Source organism: Microcystis protocystis FBCC-A270 (genome assembly GCF_050500235.1).
In the GTDB taxonomy this organism is placed as follows: Bacteria; Cyanobacteriota; Cyanobacteriia; order Cyanobacteriales; family Microcystaceae; genus Microcystis; species Microcystis ichthyoblabe_A.
The window spans coordinates 4,814,298-4,830,454 of the sequence record NZ_CP191407.1 but is presented as its reverse complement, the minus strand read 5'-3'; the positions used below and the strand labels follow the sequence as shown (position 1 = coordinate 4,830,454).

14 protein-coding genes are annotated in these 16,157 nt (G+C 38.8%); 8 read left to right on the top strand and 6 right to left on the bottom strand.

All coding sequences use genetic code 11. From position 1 onward, the window contains the following. Nucleotides 1–528: 528 nt before the first annotated feature. On the bottom strand, nucleotides 529–2,628 hold the full coding sequence (locus tag ACQY1X_RS23580; RefSeq protein WP_430015217.1) for a tetratricopeptide repeat protein: 2,100 nt from the start codon (nucleotides 2,626–2,628) through the stop codon (nucleotides 529–531). Nucleotides 2,629–2,651: 23 nt separating this feature from the next. Further along, complete coding sequence (locus ACQY1X_RS23575) at nucleotides 2,652–3,152, bottom strand: hypothetical protein (RefSeq protein ID WP_430015216.1); 501 nt, start codon at nucleotides 3,150–3,152, stop codon at nucleotides 2,652–2,654. Between the two features lie 200 nt (nucleotides 3,153–3,352). On the opposite strand from ACQY1X_RS23575, the gene clpS reads away from it, so the two are divergent. The 3 genes from clpS to ACQY1X_RS23560 are packed head-to-tail and all read left to right on the top strand — an operon-like array spanning nucleotide 3,353 to nucleotide 6,033. Beyond that, nucleotides 3,353–3,640 carry an ATP-dependent Clp protease adapter ClpS gene (clpS, locus tag ACQY1X_RS23570; protein ID WP_002738526.1) on the top strand — a complete coding sequence of 96 codons (288 nt, stop codon included), beginning with the start codon at nucleotides 3,353–3,355 and terminating at the stop codon, nucleotides 3,638–3,640. After that, complete coding sequence (locus ACQY1X_RS23565; protein WP_430015215.1) at nucleotides 3,633–4,463, top strand: CPBP family intramembrane glutamic endopeptidase; 831 nt, start codon at nucleotides 3,633–3,635, stop codon at nucleotides 4,461–4,463. Before clpS ends, ACQY1X_RS23565 begins: the two co-directional genes overlap by 8 nt. Before the next feature lie 52 nt (nucleotides 4,464–4,515). Further along, complete coding sequence (locus tag ACQY1X_RS23560) at nucleotides 4,516–6,033, top strand: ammonium transporter (RefSeq protein ID WP_430015214.1); 1,518 nt, start codon at nucleotides 4,516–4,518, stop codon at nucleotides 6,031–6,033. Between the two features lie 11 nt (nucleotides 6,034–6,044). Here the strand turns inward: ACQY1X_RS23560 and ACQY1X_RS23555 are convergent, their stop codons facing one another. Both ACQY1X_RS23555 and ACQY1X_RS23550 read right to left on the bottom strand, forming a co-directional pair. Beyond that, nucleotides 6,045–8,294, bottom strand: coding sequence for an AAA-like domain-containing protein (locus tag ACQY1X_RS23555; protein ID WP_430015213.1), 2,250 nt, complete (start codon nucleotides 8,292–8,294; stop codon nucleotides 6,045–6,047). 176 nt (nucleotides 8,295–8,470) lie between these two features. Next, nucleotides 8,471–9,727 carry an AAA-like domain-containing protein gene (locus tag ACQY1X_RS23550; protein ID WP_430015753.1) on the bottom strand — a complete coding sequence of 419 codons (1,257 nt, stop codon included), beginning with the start codon at nucleotides 9,725–9,727 and terminating at the stop codon, nucleotides 8,471–8,473. Nucleotides 9,728–9,959: 232 nt separating this feature from the next. On the opposite strand from ACQY1X_RS23550, the gene ACQY1X_RS23545 reads away from it, so the two are divergent. From ACQY1X_RS23545 to ACQY1X_RS23525, 5 genes are all read left to right on the top strand, one after another. Further along, complete coding sequence (locus ACQY1X_RS23545) at nucleotides 9,960–10,151, top strand: hypothetical protein (RefSeq protein WP_430015212.1); 192 nt, start codon at nucleotides 9,960–9,962, stop codon at nucleotides 10,149–10,151. 251 nt (nucleotides 10,152–10,402) lie between these two features. Further along, entirely contained in the window at nucleotides 10,403–10,654 is a 252-nt protein-coding gene (locus ACQY1X_RS23540) for a hypothetical protein (protein ID WP_430015211.1), read from the top strand. Further along, a complete protein-coding gene (locus ACQY1X_RS23535) occupies nucleotides 10,641–11,519 on the top strand; it encodes a hypothetical protein (RefSeq protein WP_430015210.1) in 879 nt (292 codons plus the stop codon). The genes ACQY1X_RS23540 and ACQY1X_RS23535 overlap by 14 nt, the downstream gene beginning before the upstream one ends. 326 nt (nucleotides 11,520–11,845) lie before the next feature. Further along, entirely contained in the window at nucleotides 11,846–12,433 is a 588-nt protein-coding gene (locus tag ACQY1X_RS23530; RefSeq protein WP_430015209.1) for a hypothetical protein, read from the top strand. A gap of 459 nt (nucleotides 12,434–12,892) precedes the next feature. Further along, on the top strand, nucleotides 12,893–14,713 hold the full coding sequence (locus ACQY1X_RS23525) for a protein kinase domain-containing protein (RefSeq protein ID WP_430015208.1): 1,821 nt from the start codon (nucleotides 12,893–12,895) through the stop codon (nucleotides 14,711–14,713). A gap of 143 nt (nucleotides 14,714–14,856) precedes the next feature. On the opposite strand, the gene rsgA is transcribed toward ACQY1X_RS23525, so the two are convergent. Beyond that, nucleotides 14,857–15,933 carry a small ribosomal subunit biogenesis GTPase RsgA gene (gene rsgA, locus ACQY1X_RS23520; RefSeq protein ID WP_430015207.1) on the bottom strand — a complete coding sequence of 359 codons (1,077 nt, stop codon included), beginning with the start codon at nucleotides 15,931–15,933 and terminating at the stop codon, nucleotides 14,857–14,859. Next, complete coding sequence (locus ACQY1X_RS23515; protein WP_002738399.1) at nucleotides 15,934–16,155, bottom strand: sulfurtransferase TusA family protein; 222 nt, start codon at nucleotides 16,153–16,155, stop codon at nucleotides 15,934–15,936. Between the last annotated feature and the right edge of the window lie 2 nt (nucleotides 16,156–16,157).

Genomic DNA, 16,157 nt, shown 5'->3' with positions numbered 1-16,157 from the left:
CAGTTACCAGTTATCAGTTATCAGTGACTACCACCTAAACTCGGTAGCTTGAAAAAGGTTAATTGCCTCAGTTGCTGATTTTAGCCTCCAGATTAATCATCGAGAATTGAGCAAGCGATCGCATTTATGATCTGATTCTAATTTATTGAGGGTCGTTAAGAATAGTGATAATTGACATTTCTCAAGATTTTATCTCCGACTACTGATAATTAACATTAACATCGACAAAAAAACTTTCTAAAATTTGCTTAGATAAAGATAGATATTGAAATTTGCTGTTAAATTAGTCAGCTTACCGCCTCTGCTAAAGATGCCTTCTGGCAATCAAACCCCAGAAAACCAATCGCGTGAACTGATTGAATAAAAATTGCGTTAAGCGGGATAGTCTATCAACCTCAATGGCAGTTTAAAACTCCTTTCTAGCAAGAATTTACTAATATTAAGCCAGCACTATTTAACGGATATATCTTTTAATTACCTGATACTTTTTAAGAGATTAACTATCTCATCGGGGAATCTTTGCTGTAATTATTTATCGGATAATCGCGACAACAGAATCATAAAATTTTGCCTTACTTTTTGGGTATCGGGATGATTTTCTCCTAATCTTTCTTGATAAATAGCAATAGCTCTCACATACAACGGTTCCGCTTCTGCGTATCTGCCTTGGGATTCGTATAATACCGCTAAATTATTGAGACTTTTAGCAACACTAGGATGATTTTCTCCTAATCGCTGTTCCCGCAGAGAAAGGGAGCGCTTATGCAACGGTTCCGCTTCTTCGTATCTGCCTTGGCATTGGTATAATTCTGCTAAATTATTGAGCCTGGTAGCAACATTGGGATGGTTTTCTCCTAATAGCTGTTCTATCAGAGAAAGGGAGCGCTTATACAAGGGTTCCGCTTCTGCGTATCTGCCTTGGGAGTGGTATAATCCTGCTAAATTATTGAGACTGGTAGCAACATGGGGATGGTTTTCTCCTAATAGCTGTTCTATCAGAGAAAGGCATCTCTTACACAAGGGTTCCGCTTCTGCGTATCTGCCTTGGTATTCGTATAGCACTACTAAATTATTGAGACTTTGTGCAACATCGGGATGGTTTTCTCCTAATAGTTGTTCTCTTAGAGAAAGGGAGTGCTTATACAACGATTCTGCTTCTGGGTATCTGCCTTGGCATTGATATAATAGTGCTAAATTATTGACACTGATAGCAACAATGGGATGGTTTTCTCCTAATAGCTGTTTTATCAGAGAAACGGAGCGCTTATACAAGGGTTCCGCTTCTGCGTATCTGCCTTGGGAGCGGTATAATCCTGCTAAATTATTGAGACTGGCAGCAACAATTGGATGGTTTTCTCCTAAGCGAGATTGGATTTCTTCACAACATTTTGTGAAGGTAACTGCTGCTAAATCATATTCTCCCTGTCCCTTATAAAACAAAGCTACCCCAAGAAACACCTGAATTAAATTATCTTCCGGGTTGGGAATATCATCTAACATGGTTTGACTGACAAGTTGCAGATGGGGAATTGCGGGAGTTACTGCTGCAATAATCTCCCTTGTGGGGGTTTGCGGGATATTTTCGGCAATGGTTAACAAAGTTTCCACAAAAGCGCATCGATAAAGAGAATTTATCTGAGGAATTGCCTGTAATTGCTGTTGAAAAAATTCTCTCACGAGGGGATGAATCCGATAAAAAGAATAGTCCTCATCCACGGGTTGCATCAGATGAGAATTATCCAATTGTCCCCGCGCTTCTTCTAGTTCACTTTCGGTAATTTCCGTGGATTTTGCCGTATCTTCTAGCAACGTCCAAGCAATAGCCACCGGTGCGAATAAACTCAACAGCATTGCCACTTTTTGACCAGCAGAACTTAAATCATCCCAACTGATTTTAATTGCGGCTGCTACCCCTAAATATCCATAATCTCTGTGGTTTCTTTCCTTAGTTAAAGCAGTATGAGCTAAATTTAATTTATCGCGTAAATGGCTAAACTTTAAATGACGATTTTTTGCTAAATATTCCCCCACTAACTCCACTGCTAAAGTTAAGCGTCCTAAAATTTCGTGACAAATCTGTTCTACTAAAGCTTTTTCTTGCTCAACTTTAGCAGTACCAACAATTTTGGTTAATAATTCTACACATTTATCCAAGGGTAAAACATCTAAAGCTATAGACTTAAATTCCGTACTAAGACACCTTTCTCTAGTGGTGACTAATATCTTAATCCTAGAATCTTTTGGTAACATTCGATCGGGAATTCTGTCGATATTGGGGACATCATCGAGAATTAATAATAATTTTCCCTGCTGAGGTAGCCAATTTTGCCAATACCAGTCCACTTGTTTTTCTAAAGATTCTTTTTTCAATATTTCTGGTAAAGATAGATAGGGACCGGCTAATTTAACTATTTCTTCTGCTAAACCCGATAGTCGCAAGGATAACCAATATTGTGCCGCGTATTCCTGTTGGTATCGTTTCGCATATTCCAAAGCTAAAGCGGTTTTTCCTATTCCCCCTAACCCTTCCACCGCGCAAACAATCACCCCTTGTTCTGTTTGCAATTTCTGATGAATTAAGGTTAACTCATCTTCCCTCCCGACAAAATTAACCGTACTTTTGCCCACATTACTAGGTATAGAGGGAATACTTACTTTTTTAGACGATTTTTCACTCCTGCGATCACACGATTAAATGTGGGAAAATAACGCTTAAAAGTTGACTCAGTATCTAATTCCGCTTCGTAGGTCAGGGAAACAAAAGGGGGTATAGTAGATATGGCCGCTTTTAATTTGGCTGCTGCCGATCGCTCTGGTTGATTGAGTTTAGCCAGAATTTGATTTAATAATTCTAAGATTTGTACAGAAGCAAGTTCAGGGGGTGGTTCTTTGGTAATTGCCGTCAATTCTGTGACAATTTCTGCTACCATTACCTCGGCATCAGGAAAAGATGCTTCTTGACTCTCGCTGGCGATTAAATCCCATTTTTCTCGTTCCAATTCTTTAATTTCTATGCGCTTATCGTTTATGCGTTGCTCCAAAAGAACTTTATCTTCTGAACGCGCAACTGTCCACGCATCGCGGATTCCCGCTAATTGTTCTTTTAAGCGTTGAATATTTTTATCGAGATTTTGTAATTCGTCAGTAGCCATGGGAAAATAAGCTTAAATTAGCCAATTAATTCAATTATGATCTATCCATCTAGAAATGTCATTCCTTTGGCTGTCCCCCACTCCCCAACACCCAACCCCCTCACGGATCACAGAAAAAGCCTAGCTCAATCTGGAAATTTTGATTATGATCATTAAGTAATTGACTTGTATTCGTGATATAGATTCAAAGGAGAGAAACGGTGTCCACAGAAGTCATCGAAAAGCGTTCCACAGCGACAATCCGTAAACCAGCACCGCGTTATCGCGTTTTACTCCACAATGACGACTTTAACTCGATGGAGTATGTGGTTCAGAGTTTAATGCAAACGATCGCCGGTATGACGCAACCCCAAGCAGTTGATATCATGATGGAAGCGCACACGAATGGTACAGCCTTGGTGATTACCTGCATCCAAGAACACGCGGAGTTTTACTGTGAAACCTTGAAAAATAAAGGTTTAACCAGCAGCATCGAACCCGATGAATAAAAGATTACGGGTAATTGCCACTTACCCAGTCCCCCTGCGACTGGGAATTTTTATTTTGCTCTTACTTTTTCTCTGGTTGCCGATCGCACTTCCCCTCTATCACTTTTTTGCCACTAATGCCAATCTTGTCTCAATTTTGACCCTTTCTGTTCTCTATCTGGAATTTTTGGGGTTATCCCATTGGTGGGGACGGACAATTTATGGTGATGAGGGATTAGCCGATTATGGGTTGATTTGGCGAAGAAAAACGCTGATCAAGTTAATTAACGGGTTAGCGATCGGTCTATTTTTCACTTTCTCGCTTTTTCTGTCCCAAGGGTTCCTAGGTTGGTTAAATTTCTTACCCGCAAATCCCCAGATCAGCAAAATCATCCTGGAGGGGTTTTTAGTCGCTTTAGCGGTGGGTTTTGCGGAAGAATTACTATTTCGGGGCTGGTTACTGGGAGAATTAGAAAAGGATTATCGTCCCGCTATCGCTCTAGTGATTAGTGCCTTAATTTTCGCTCTTGCTCACTTTATTAAACCTTTAGCCGAAATTATCCGCACTTTTCCCCAATTTCCTGCCTTAGTCTTGCTAGGATTAATTCTCGGTTGGGCCAAACGCGCCTGTGGTGGTAATTTGGGTAAAAGTATCGGTCTGCACGCGGGTTTAGTCTGGGCATACTATATATTAAATGTGGGTCAGTTAATTAAATACACTGGTACTGTTCCCGATTGGTTAACTGGAATCGATAAAAATCCTTTAGCGGGAGTGATGGGTTTACTTTTCCTGACAATTCTCGCTATCTGGATCAGAAAAAAAGCAGTTTTGAGTGAACGATAGGGGATTAAATCAATTACGATAAAGGGGAAATTGCCCATGAGAGTTATAGCCGATGAATCGATTATTATCTTTTCTAGAATATCGCCCGCGTTTGCGTAATATCCTATCTTTTTGTTTCTCTCTTATCGTCATGCTGTTGATCGGTGTAGGCAAAGTCACAGCACAAGATTTAAATAATTCTACTCTGGATTTAGTTGCTAATCTCTGGATGTTAATAGCCGGCTCGTTAGTATTCTTTATGAATGCGGGTTTTGCCATGCTGGAAACGGGTTTTTGTCGTACTAATAACGCCACTAATGTCTTGGCTAAAAACCTAATTGTCTTCTGTGTTTCTGCCTTGGCTTATTGGATGTTTGGTTTCGGTTTCATGTTTGGTAATACATCAGCACTAGGAAATAGTTTCTCTGGTGATACAGGATTTTTCTTGGAAATTTTAACCCCTAATAATCAATACAGTCAATTCCAAGAACTGTGGCCAGGTCGTTCAATTGCCACTTTATTTTTCTTTCAATTAACTTTTGCGGGAACTGCGGCGACCATTGTATCGGGAGCAGTGGCAGAAAGGGTTAAATTTTGGGCATTTTTGCTATTTAGTTTCTTTTTAGTTGCTTTTTCTTATTCTCTGACAGGACATTGGATTTGGTCATCTGAAGGATGGTTATATAACTTATTTAAGTTTCGAGATTTTGCTGGTTCAACGGTGGTGCATTCGGTGGGAGGAATGGCCGGATTAGTGGGTGCTTGGTTGCTAAAACCGAGAGATGGACGTTTTGGTTATAATCGCAAAACTGACTGTTATGAAGAAAAAGAAAGAGGAAATTTTGCTCCCCATCAGTTAGGATTTGCAACCCTTGGTTGCTTAATTCTTTGGTTAGGATGGTTTGGTTTTAATGGTGGTTCGGCGGTAAATTTGGATGATGTCCCCATGGCAATTACTACCACGATGATTGCCGCTGCTGCTGGGGGAGTTTTGGCATTAATTCTTAATCCTTTAATCGGTCGCAAAGCCAGTTTATCCACAATTATTAATGGCATTTTAGGGGGATTAGTGGGGATCACGGCATCATCAGGTTATGTTAATATCAGATCAGCTATTATCATTGGTGGCATTAGTGGCATTATTGTCTTATTAGGAGAAGAATTTTTAATTAAAACTAAAGTAATTGATGATCCAGTGGGAGCAATTCCAGTACATCTTTTTTGTGGTTTTTGGGGAACAATAGCGGTGGGGTTATTTAGTAATAAAGATGCGAGAGAATTTGCCAATGGATTAACACAGGATAGTCCTATATCTCAAGTCGCTTTTCAATTTTTTGGATGGATTGTAGTCATGGCATTTACCTTTATTTTTAGTTTAATTCTCTGGCTAATTATTGGCAATCTCCTCTACTATATGCAAATAATTGTTTTACGTCAAAAGAACCCACAGGTTAATTACTCTCATGTTAGAAGGAGTCAATCCTTCAATGTTTCTGACCTATTCTTTTTATTTTGGTCACGGGGAAGGGAAGGAATCCGAGTATCATTATCCGAGGAATTAACGGGTAGCGATGGGGTATTTAGTGATTGAAAAATTAATGTTTATTCAATAAGTTTTTGGCAATCTAGATTATCTTGCAAAGCTCGATCGATGCGCGATTTCCAATATCTGTCATTATGCCAACTTTTTGCCCAATATTGAGCTTCTTTAAAGTTATCAGAAGTTGGGGGGATTTTGCACAAAATTTCAAAACCACCTTCTCTACCCGGCACATTAGCCACAAAATTATTTTTAGCTAGTCCTACTGCTTGCTGAATTAACTTTAATTCAGTTAATTGAGTCCCACACTTTTCAGGAAACTGATCACCTTGTTTCCTTTTCAAGTCTTGCAGTTGTTGAATAGTCCTGTTTAAGCTAATATTAAAATCTCGTTTAGCACAAATTTCTGGAATACTAGGTGATGGTGAGGGTGTCTCCACGCCATTAGGAGTCTTGAATGACCAAAAAGTAAATCCAAGAAAGCCTAATAGTGCCAAGAGAGATAATATTTTAGTTAAACCAGCAGGAGAATTCTCCACATTAACCAATTTTTCTAATTCCTGTCTAACCCATTGAACATTAAATACTTCTTTATAAATTCGATTGGTAACTTCTAGATACTCATCATTTTTAATCACTAATTCTGCTTGCTGAAGTGCCAATTTTTCCGTTTTGTTATCAGCAAAGACTCCCCCCTGCTGCAAAATTTCTTGATAGATTTCTAATGTTGACCTAACATTTTTATCAGGAGTTAAGAGACTGTTTTGTATTTTCCAGAGATGGGCTGCCGCTTTATTTTTTAACCAATTTTCTACAATATTTTTCTGAATCAATTGTTCAATTTTTGGTTTTTCTTCTCCTTCCCGCAACTCATTTTTATTGTCGATTAGCAAACCGATAACTATTTTCGTTAACTCCAAGTTACCACCCGTCCAAGCTAGAATTTCCTCAATTAAAGCTGCTCTTTGATTCTCCTCAAATTTGGGCGTTAATTGTTTTTCAGCCAGTTGACGTGCTTGTCTTTGACGTGCTATCTGTGCTTTTCGTTTGGCTGCGATTTCACTTAACTCTAAAAAACGCTTTTCTGACTCATTAAGGTCTTGATTTTTACTCCAAGTTAAAGCTTCTTCTAAATCTTGATCATAAAGAAGTTTAGTGTCATCTTCTCCTGAATTTAACCAAACTTCGTACTTTTCAATGTATGGAGGGATTTTATTTAATTCCGTTGTCACCCAAGTTTCATTAAAAACATTTCTATAAATCTTATTATAAACTTTTAACTTTTGTCGGTCTTCAACTACCAATCCCGTTAAGCGTAATTCTATTTGATCAAGACTACCATCATCGGTAATTTCACCATTTCTTAAAATTTCTAGGTAAAGCTTCAGCATTCTTCTACCCGTGACACGCTTATTTAATAAACGATTCCGAATAGTTTTTAGGTGTTCTGGACTATCTTCAGATACCCAGTTACTAATTACTTGCGACTGGATAAAATCGCCGACATTAATCGGGGTTGCTGGGGATTCCTTGCCAAATCCAGGGCGAGATGTGGAGATTAAATGACAAATTTTTTGAGTTAAAAATGGTTGTCCACCTGTCCAGTCTATAACATCCTCTAAAACCCGTTGCGGTGCGATAACTTTGTCCTGCAATCCCTCGGCAAGTTTTTTGGCATCCTTTATAGTAAATCCAGATAATCGAATATCTTGACCAATATTAAAAGGACTACGATAATTATCTAGAATAAAGTTAGAAACTGCCGCTACCCCCAACATACAAAAGGTTAGACGTTGGTAATCCCTATTATGAGGACGTTTTTCATGACAGCTACGCAGCCAAGCAAAGAAATCATCTGTGGAAAATTTTAAACTCAGAACGCTATCAATTTCATCGAAACAGATAACAATAGGTTGGGATACTTCCTTTAAGAGAATGTCCTCAACAAATTCATCAAGACGATTAATAGCTGATTTATAGGCTCGTTCATCCCACCAAGTTTGCTCTTTTCCCCGAATAGAAAGATTGAAGCGTTTAACCAGTTGCTCAAATAATACTCGATACCAAATATCTTCGGAGATGTTTTTTCCTATACCACTCAAATGAATGGTAGCACAATCAATATTATCCTCTTGCAGTCGTTTTTGTGTCTGTACCCACAAACTTGATTTTCCCATCTGACGGGAATTTAACACATAGCAATACTGTCCATTTTTTAGATAGTCATAAAATATATCATCTGCTTCCCGCTTGATATAACTAGGTGCATCTAGGGGAACGCTGCCTCCAACATGATAAAAATTGGTCGCCATAGCATTAAAATTAGCAATTTGTCTGATTGGTTAAGTTCGATGAATAATTTAATCAAAGGTTATCTGTCCCTAAGCTAGTCCGCATTTAAGGTTCTGGGTTCGATGGGGGAACGGGGAACAGGTGAAAACGAATATTAGATTTAGATGTACAACAGTTTAACTCAATATATCGGATTTTAGGAGGATAGGCGATACCTAAAATAGTCGCTGTATAGTGGATAACGGGGTTGAACAGCATTCTGCACAAAGGTTACTAATCCTAAACTATGAAGTTGCCAATTAATTGTTGCACCTAAATCAACGGGAGAAGACGACTCTACAACCTTTTTCATTCCTGCTGCTAGGTTTGGATGTTCTTGTAAGTTTAGCAAATGTCCTCGCAAATGATCCCCATAAATCCCCGCTTCCTCGGCTGCTGTCTCTAAAAAATCTGCTAAAGACAGTTGTTTTTGGGTAATCCCATAAATCGCCTTTTGGATTAAATAGGGATGTCCCCCGACAAGATTAATTATTTTTTGCAGTTCATCTTTTCCCAAGTTAGCCTGATATTTATTGGCTAGAATCAAGACCTGTTCTAGAGTAAAATCAGGTAACAGGATTTCTGTTCCTACATTCACAGGAGATTTATTCAGGTCAGCAGGAACATAATTTTCTGTGGAATAGGTGATAATTAAGTGTAACTTTTGCCAAGTATTATTATTTTTTGCCTCCTCGTGCCAAAGACGAAATAAACTAAGGAAATCGTCAGCAACGCTGGTATAGGTAAAGAGACTATCTATCTCCTCTAAAACTAAAATTAGGGGTTTATCCAGCTTTTTGAGCAAATGGTCTTCAAAATAGGCAGTACAGCTATAAAGTCCTAATCCTTCTTGCCATTTTTCCTGAAAGAGAGCTGCTAACCCTAATTTCTTGGAAATAATCAAAGCAAACCAAGAGAGCAATCGGTCTAAATCGCCGAGAATTCCTTTACTTGCTTGTAAAAAACTGAAACTGACGGTTTTATACTCTCTTTTGTCAACTTGACTCAAAATTCTATCGACTAATAGGGTTTTACCCATCCCCTTGGCTGATTTAATCCGCAATAATGAACCTGCTTGACTCACCGTCTCCAGACAAAGCTGTTCCACTGGAGGACGTTCAACATACTTGGAAAAATCCGCAGCCCGGTTTTCTCCCTCATCCTCAGACATGGCAGCAGCTGTTTCCTCCAACTCATCCCAGTCAGCGATTTCTCGATAATCAAGGCCTAATTTTTGACAAATTTCAAAAAAATTGAGATTACTAATCGGTTTACCGTTAAGAAAAAGGCTAATAGTCGATTTTGCGAACCCTAACTCCTCAGCAAGCAGCTGTTGAGTTGCGTAACCATTGAGTTTAACTGCTTGTTTGACTCTAGGGATATATTCTGATTTTACTTTAAGCGATCGCCCCATAACCGTCAAGATTATTGAAAAATGAATGACAACCTAATCTTATCTCAAATAAATCAAACGTATCTCAGACATTTACTCAAACGTATCACAAAAAACTCAGACATATCTCAGACATGAACTTAGAGAGTGTCAGTCATGAACTCAGAGAGTGATGGATTTAACTATTTGGACTTATCTCAGTCATTCCATACTTATAAAATCAGTAGAGTGTCAGTCATTAACTCAGAGAGTAATGGATTTAAATATAAAATGTGTTTATGGAGGATTCAAAATGGGTTCTTTAAAAAAATATCTATCTTTAGGGCTTATTGTCGCCCTATTGCTTTTTGCGGGAGATAATCTCGAAATTGAACGAGCAAAATCAACTAATATGATCGATATTTTAGAGCTTGTTGTGCAGGCTCTAAAAATACTCGAGGAATAAGCTAATAGTACGCTATACGCCCCTACACTGGGTGCAATGTAGGGGCGCAACGTGGTCAGTGAGTTGATCGAACTGCTTGCGCCCATAATGTAAGATTGTGAACATTTTTCACCAAAAAGTAACTGGTGGGCATAATCCTATACTATAATCAGTACAGTCATAAACTAGGCTCCTGTCCATCTGACTTGATTGACGTTTTATCTAATTTGGTTTATACCCCTCAGCAACATTCCTAAATTTATTGGAATTTTATGGCTAAAACAACTGATACCAATTATTTAACCTCCGCGGAGAAGTCTCTTTTATCTGATTTACTCAAAGTTAGGGCTGCCACTGCCTTGAGCTTTGAAATTGAAACAGATAGAATTGGAGAAGCTGACTTACAAGATAAATTAGAAAAACTAGCGGACAAAGGCTATATCAAAGTCAATGAAGAAGAAAGCTACAAAATCTTTACTCCCACTTGGAAAACTCGTCGGCTGAGGGTAAATGGTATTTTGTAGTCAGTTTCTAACGGAATTAGACAAGTTTCCTTTTTTCAGTTCATTCACCCATTACCTATTTTTGGTAGATTCTCAGACAACTGCTGCCACCGATCTTTTCAGCGAAATACGGAAACTTCTGGGAGAAGATCGGTGGCCTTTTGTCGTGACTGCGATAATTATTGGAGTAGCAGTTGAAACTGGAAGTAGCTATTTCTCAGCTTTTAGGATTCGTCATTTATTTCCCGATTTAAAAAAGGATTTTTTAAATACTTTCCTTTGTTTATTAATTGTCAAAATTTTTGTATCAATACTTTTATACCTTCTCATTCAACTTATATTTTCTCTATTAAGCTTGATCGAGGATAATGTTTTTTTTGGTTTAATCATTGCTCTGGTCTTCGGTCTTATTATGGGTTCCTTAAACCCTAATTTAGAACAAATCGACCAAGTAATGGGTGGATTTAGCTTATCGACAATTAATCCTGTCTCCAGTGGGATCAAAAAGATTTTAGAGCGGTACAAAGACTCTCAAATATCTATTATTAGTCCTTTAGACAAGAAATTGGTAAACGAGAAAACCAGCCTATATAATTCTTCTATCAAGCCTAAATTTGATAGTTTTCAAATAGTTACTATTCAGAAATGCACCCAAAAGTTAATCGGTGGATTTACACTGAAAGAAACGCAAGAGAAATATCAAGGAAGATTAAACGCTATCATCGGGGGAAATTTTAGTGACGAGGATAAGATAGAAAGATTAATATGGTTATTATTTGATATTATGAGTCCTGAAGAGATCGATAAAATTAGATATCACCCAGATCAATCAGAAATTTTAAAAACACTGCGAACAATAAAACAGGAGAATAGTAGGATAAATTAAACGTCGGCCAGTTAATTAAATACACTTGTACTGTTTATGATCGATTAACTGGAATTGATAAAAATCCTTGAGGGGGAGTGATGGGTTGACTTTTCCTGACAATTCTCACCATCTGGACCAGAAAAAAAGTAACCGATGTAAAACCGAGCAGTTAGACTGTCTTCTCTCCCTGACAGGTGTTTTGAGGGGTTTTTTCGCCCATAAGTATTAAGGGGTATGCTGCCGATATGTCCGATGAATGACAATTTTCTAGCGATCGAGCCTTTCCACTACGGAAATTCGAGTTTATTATAAAAAGAAATCCTCTCTCAGGTAAGAGCGGTAGTATGGCTTACTCGACACAGCAGTTAATTGAAATCCTCGATCGAGAAATGCACGCCACTTGCAAAGGGGAACGTCTGTTACTCTCCCCGGCGGAGCGCATTGATAATCCGGTGATTGCCAAGGCGATCAATCTAGAAAAGGTGGGCAAAGTCTTCGCCTATCAGGATTTTCGCCGCCAAATTCACGATTATCAACAAAAATATCAGGTTTCGGGCATTATCTGGCGTGTTTGTCAATGGGGCGATCGCACTCTTCGTTATCCCGAAATTCATAATCAATTAGTTCCCGTCGCGGGTGACAAGGAAATTCTCATGGCTGCCAAAGCTTCCGTTTTAGAGTTTTGGAACAGTATCACCCCTAATATGAATTTTTGGTGGGCGCTTAACTCCCGTCCTCCCATTTCTGCCGATTCTCTAGCTGAATTAGTCGCCCAGTCCGAATGGGCGGAGTTAGATGTGGCGCGTACAGAATTATATCTCGGCCTCTGTTGGGGTAATCCTTTAGAACACCAGTATCAATGGGCGCAACCCTTTTCCGGTTGTCATCGCATTATCGCAGCCGTCGATGAACCTAGTTCGATTAAGGTATAAAGGACTTCCAAAAACTAAACCATTCATTCATTCTATTGTAGCCATCGATATCAAAACAGGTGTTTTTGAATTAACAAAAGATATCCTCACAGCTTTCGATCAACTTTTAACCCGATTTTTACAAGAGTTCTTATCTAGTCTTAAATTAGCAAAAGTTGCCAAAAATTAGGGAAAAAGTTCATTGATAAACTGCGCTATCTTCTAGCTTATGTGTGTCAAGAAATCAGCTTTTTACACTAGATAGATAAAGTCATAAAATGTTAACAAATGTTGTCGAAATGGGATGTTTCTACCGCTAAATGTTAAATTTTATTACAGGATGCAACATTTGTGGTCTAGATGGATTTAGATTATCAAAATAAATGGCCAATTAAATACCCTCTTTATCTGATTTGCCCTACCATCACCTCAGTTATTAGTTATCGGTGAAGATTGTTAAGTAAACGGTAATGTTTCCCCATGACGGATTTAATTCTACAAAATCGTTACAAAGTCCTGCGATTAATTGCCGATGGTGGTTTCGGAGAGACTTTTTTGGCAGAAGATAGCCAAATGCCTTCAAAACGTCTCTGTCTGATTAAACAGCTAAAACCGATTAATGATAATCCCCAGGTTCACAATCTTGTCAAAGAAAGATTTGAGCGAGAAGCGGCTATCCTAGAAAAATTGAGCGAAAATAGTCCTCAAATTCCCAAACTGTACGCTTATTTTGAGGAAAATAATCAATTTTATTTAGTCGAGGAATTTATCGAGGGGGAAACTCTCAGCCAAAGAATACAGAGTAAAGGAGTTTTTAGCGATGATCAAGTCAAAGAGATTTTAGTTAGTATTCTACAGGTTTTAATTTATGTTCACGGACAAAAAATTATCCATCGAGATATAAAACCCGATAATATCATTCTACGGATTTATGATAATTTACCGATCCTAATTGATTTTGGTGCGGTTAAAGAAACTATGGGAACGGTGGTTTCTAATTCGGGCCATTCTCTTAATTCTATTGTTATCGGTACTCCGGGTTTTATGCCATCAGAACAGGCGATCGGTCGTCCGGTTTATAGTAGTGATCTCTACGCTTTAGGATTGACGGCTATTTATCTACTAACCGGCAAAACTCCTGAAATGTTAGAGAGCGATCCGATGACAGGAAAAATTTATTGGCGGCAGTTCGCTTTAAATACTAATATCAGTTTAGCAGCTGTGTTAGATAAAACTATTTCACTGCGCTCTAACGAACGTTATTTAACCGCAAAAGAGATGTTAGAAGCGCTACAAAATACCCCATCAATTGTAGCAACAAATATCGTTGTTCCTGCTCCTACTCCCGCTCCTACTCAAGTAATTTCTCCTGTAACTTCAAAACCTGTTTCTAATCCCCGCACTTTACCTGAATGGGTGAAAGCGATAATTATAGGGAGTATGATCGGTACTGGCATTTTAGGTGGTTTTGTCTTAAGTCATTATCTCTCAAATTCTTCTGGAGATAAATCAATTTCTCCGTCACCTTCCCCAGAGAATCAAGACTCAGATATTACCATTAATAATGAGTTTCCTAAACCTGTCTGTGGAGATGAGAATATCACCGATACTTACTATAAAGTTGTAGTAACTGATGAGGATAGTTTAGAGAGAGTGAAAAATAACTTTTGTCGCGATGCTGTTGTTAATGATGGGAATATTCAGGTGGCAACTTTTAGGGACTTAAATCGCGCTCAAGAGCTACAAAGGCAACTAATTAAATACTTTAATCAAGTTAAAATCACCCAAGGTGTCATCGATACCTCACCTAGTCCTGAAGCTGTCTATTCCCCCAGTCCTGAACCCCTCTATTCACCTGTTCCTCAACAGACAGTTAACTCTATTTCTCGTTCAGAAGCGGTGAATTTAATCGAGCGCTGGTTAAAGGCAAAAAGAGATATTTATGGTCCCTCCTATCAAACCTATTTAGGAGAAGAATTACTTACAGGTAAAGCTTATAATGACAAAATAAAGCGCTCTGATGGTCAAGAAAGTTCTTCCGAATGGTTAGCTAATAATGGTGCTTATTATATCTATGGAGTTCAGAGAATAGATTCAGTTAATAATTTTACAACCTCTGGCGATCAAGCTACAGTGGATGTGGTGGTTACTGAAGAAAGAACCCTCTATAACAGTCAGGGTAAAATTGATCAAAAAAATAGTGGTTTAAGTACCTTATTAGTTCGCTATAATCTTGAAAATGACGAGGGAAAATGGAAAATAGCTAACTCTAGAACTCTTAAAAATTTAGTTCGTAGATAAGTTGAATTAATCACAAAGTAGAAACAAAAAAATGAAAAATAGTTCAGATAAAAACCCATATATACACAATCATTGCTGTTAAATTTTCATCTTTAGACAGTATTTATAAATTAACCCTGAAGATAAAAGTATCCTAACCGATTCTATTCAGAATCATCATTATAAATATCTCGGAGAGTTTTATTTTCGTAGCGTTCCTGATCTTGATTTTTGCCGCGACGGGAAGGACGACGATATTTTTTATTAGCTAATTTGGGTTCGTAGGTTTCTTGACCTGCTTCTTTAATTTTTAACTTTAAACTTGACTCTTTTGTGCTAGTTTTCTGTAATGTCTGTTCTCGTGCGATCGCTTCTTCTAAAAACTCTAAATAATGTTGGTAACGTTCCCAATCTCCCCTAACCACACAGTTAGGTTCCCGACGGTGAGTACAATCATTAAATTGACAATTTCCCAAAGCTAAACGCTCTCTCACTTCCGGAAAATAAAAAGTTAATTGTTCCGGTGAACAGTTAATATCCGGTTGGTTAAAACCCGGACTATCGGCCAATAAACCCCGATTTGGTAAAGCAAATAACTCCACATGACGGGTGGTGTGACGACCTTTTTGCAGTTTTCCCGACACATCCCCCACCCGTTGATTAATCTCAGGAATTAGACAATTAATTAAACTCGATTTTCCCACCCCGGACGGACCGGCCAAGAGAGTGATTTTATGGTTTAATTGTGCCAATAAAGCCTCAAATCCCCGATTTTTCTCCACACTGACAAAAAAGGGCCGGTATCCCCAACTAGCTAGGCGATCGCTCCAAATCTCTATTTGTTCCGGTTCCCCCAGATCGATTTTATTGACACAGACGGCAATTTCTAAGCCTGTGGACTCCGCTTTCACCAAAAAACGACTGATCAGCCAAGGATCGAGAACGGGTTCAGCAAGGGCAAAAACTAGCAAAATCTGCTCGATATTGGCAACGGCCGGCCGATCGATCTCGGTACTGCGGGGGAGAACTTCTGCGATCGCACCCTGCCGATCATCAAAATTGGCCTCCTCCACGCGCACCCGATCACCAACCATCACCGACTGACCGATTTTTTGCAAGCGAGCGCGACGGGTACAGAGAAGATTCTCGCCCATAACGGCAGAATCCAAGCGTACCTGATAGAAATTCGCCTGTACAGCCACCACTGTGCCGTATAAATCGGTTAATTGTGCATCTACCATTTAGGAATCGGGGCGATAGACTTTGAGCACAAAAAAGCTATCTCGGTCCTCGATCGATTCTATCTGATAACCCTCCACGGTCAGGCTAGTGGGAACCTGTTCGATCGGTTCCCCGGCATCTAACCAGACTTCCAACCGTTCCCCGGCGGTCATTTTCTCTAATTGCAATTTTGTCCGGACAAAATTAATTGGGCAGGGAGTGCCGCGCAGGTCTAAAGTCATAG

What these genes read in the sequence shown, in the direction of transcription:
- ACQY1X_RS23525 (WP_430015208.1), top strand. Translation starts at nt 12,893, where the DNA reads ATGACGGATTTAATTCTACAAAATCGTTACAAAGTCCTGCGATTAATT.
- ACQY1X_RS23515 (WP_002738399.1), bottom strand. Translation starts at nt 16,155, where the DNA reads ATGACTTTAGACCTGCGCGGCACTCCCTGCCCAATTAATTTTGTCCGG.
- rsgA (WP_430015207.1), bottom strand. Translation starts at nt 15,933, where the DNA reads ATGGTAGATGCACAATTAACCGATTTATACGGCACAGTGGTGGCTGTA.
- ACQY1X_RS23535 (WP_430015210.1), top strand. Translation starts at nt 10,641, where the DNA reads ATGGTATTTTGTAGTCAGTTTCTAACGGAATTAGACAAGTTTCCTTTT.
- ACQY1X_RS23575 (WP_430015216.1), bottom strand. Translation starts at nt 3,152, where the DNA reads ATGGCTACTGACGAATTACAAAATCTCGATAAAAATATTCAACGCTTA.
- ACQY1X_RS23530 (WP_430015209.1), top strand. Translation starts at nt 11,846, where the DNA reads ATGGCTTACTCGACACAGCAGTTAATTGAAATCCTCGATCGAGAAATG.
- ACQY1X_RS23560 (WP_430015214.1), top strand. Translation starts at nt 4,516, where the DNA reads ATGAATCGATTATTATCTTTTCTAGAATATCGCCCGCGTTTGCGTAAT.
- ACQY1X_RS23555 (WP_430015213.1), bottom strand. Translation starts at nt 8,294, where the DNA reads ATGGCGACCAATTTTTATCATGTTGGAGGCAGCGTTCCCCTAGATGCA.
- ACQY1X_RS23545 (WP_430015212.1), top strand. Translation starts at nt 9,960, where the DNA reads ATGGATTTAAATATAAAATGTGTTTATGGAGGATTCAAAATGGGTTCT.
- ACQY1X_RS23550 (WP_430015753.1), bottom strand. Translation starts at nt 9,727, where the DNA reads ATGGGGCGATCGCTTAAAGTAAAATCAGAATATATCCCTAGAGTCAAA.
- ACQY1X_RS23540 (WP_430015211.1), top strand. Translation starts at nt 10,403, where the DNA reads ATGGCTAAAACAACTGATACCAATTATTTAACCTCCGCGGAGAAGTCT.
- ACQY1X_RS23565 (WP_430015215.1), top strand. Translation starts at nt 3,633, where the DNA reads ATGAATAAAAGATTACGGGTAATTGCCACTTACCCAGTCCCCCTGCGA.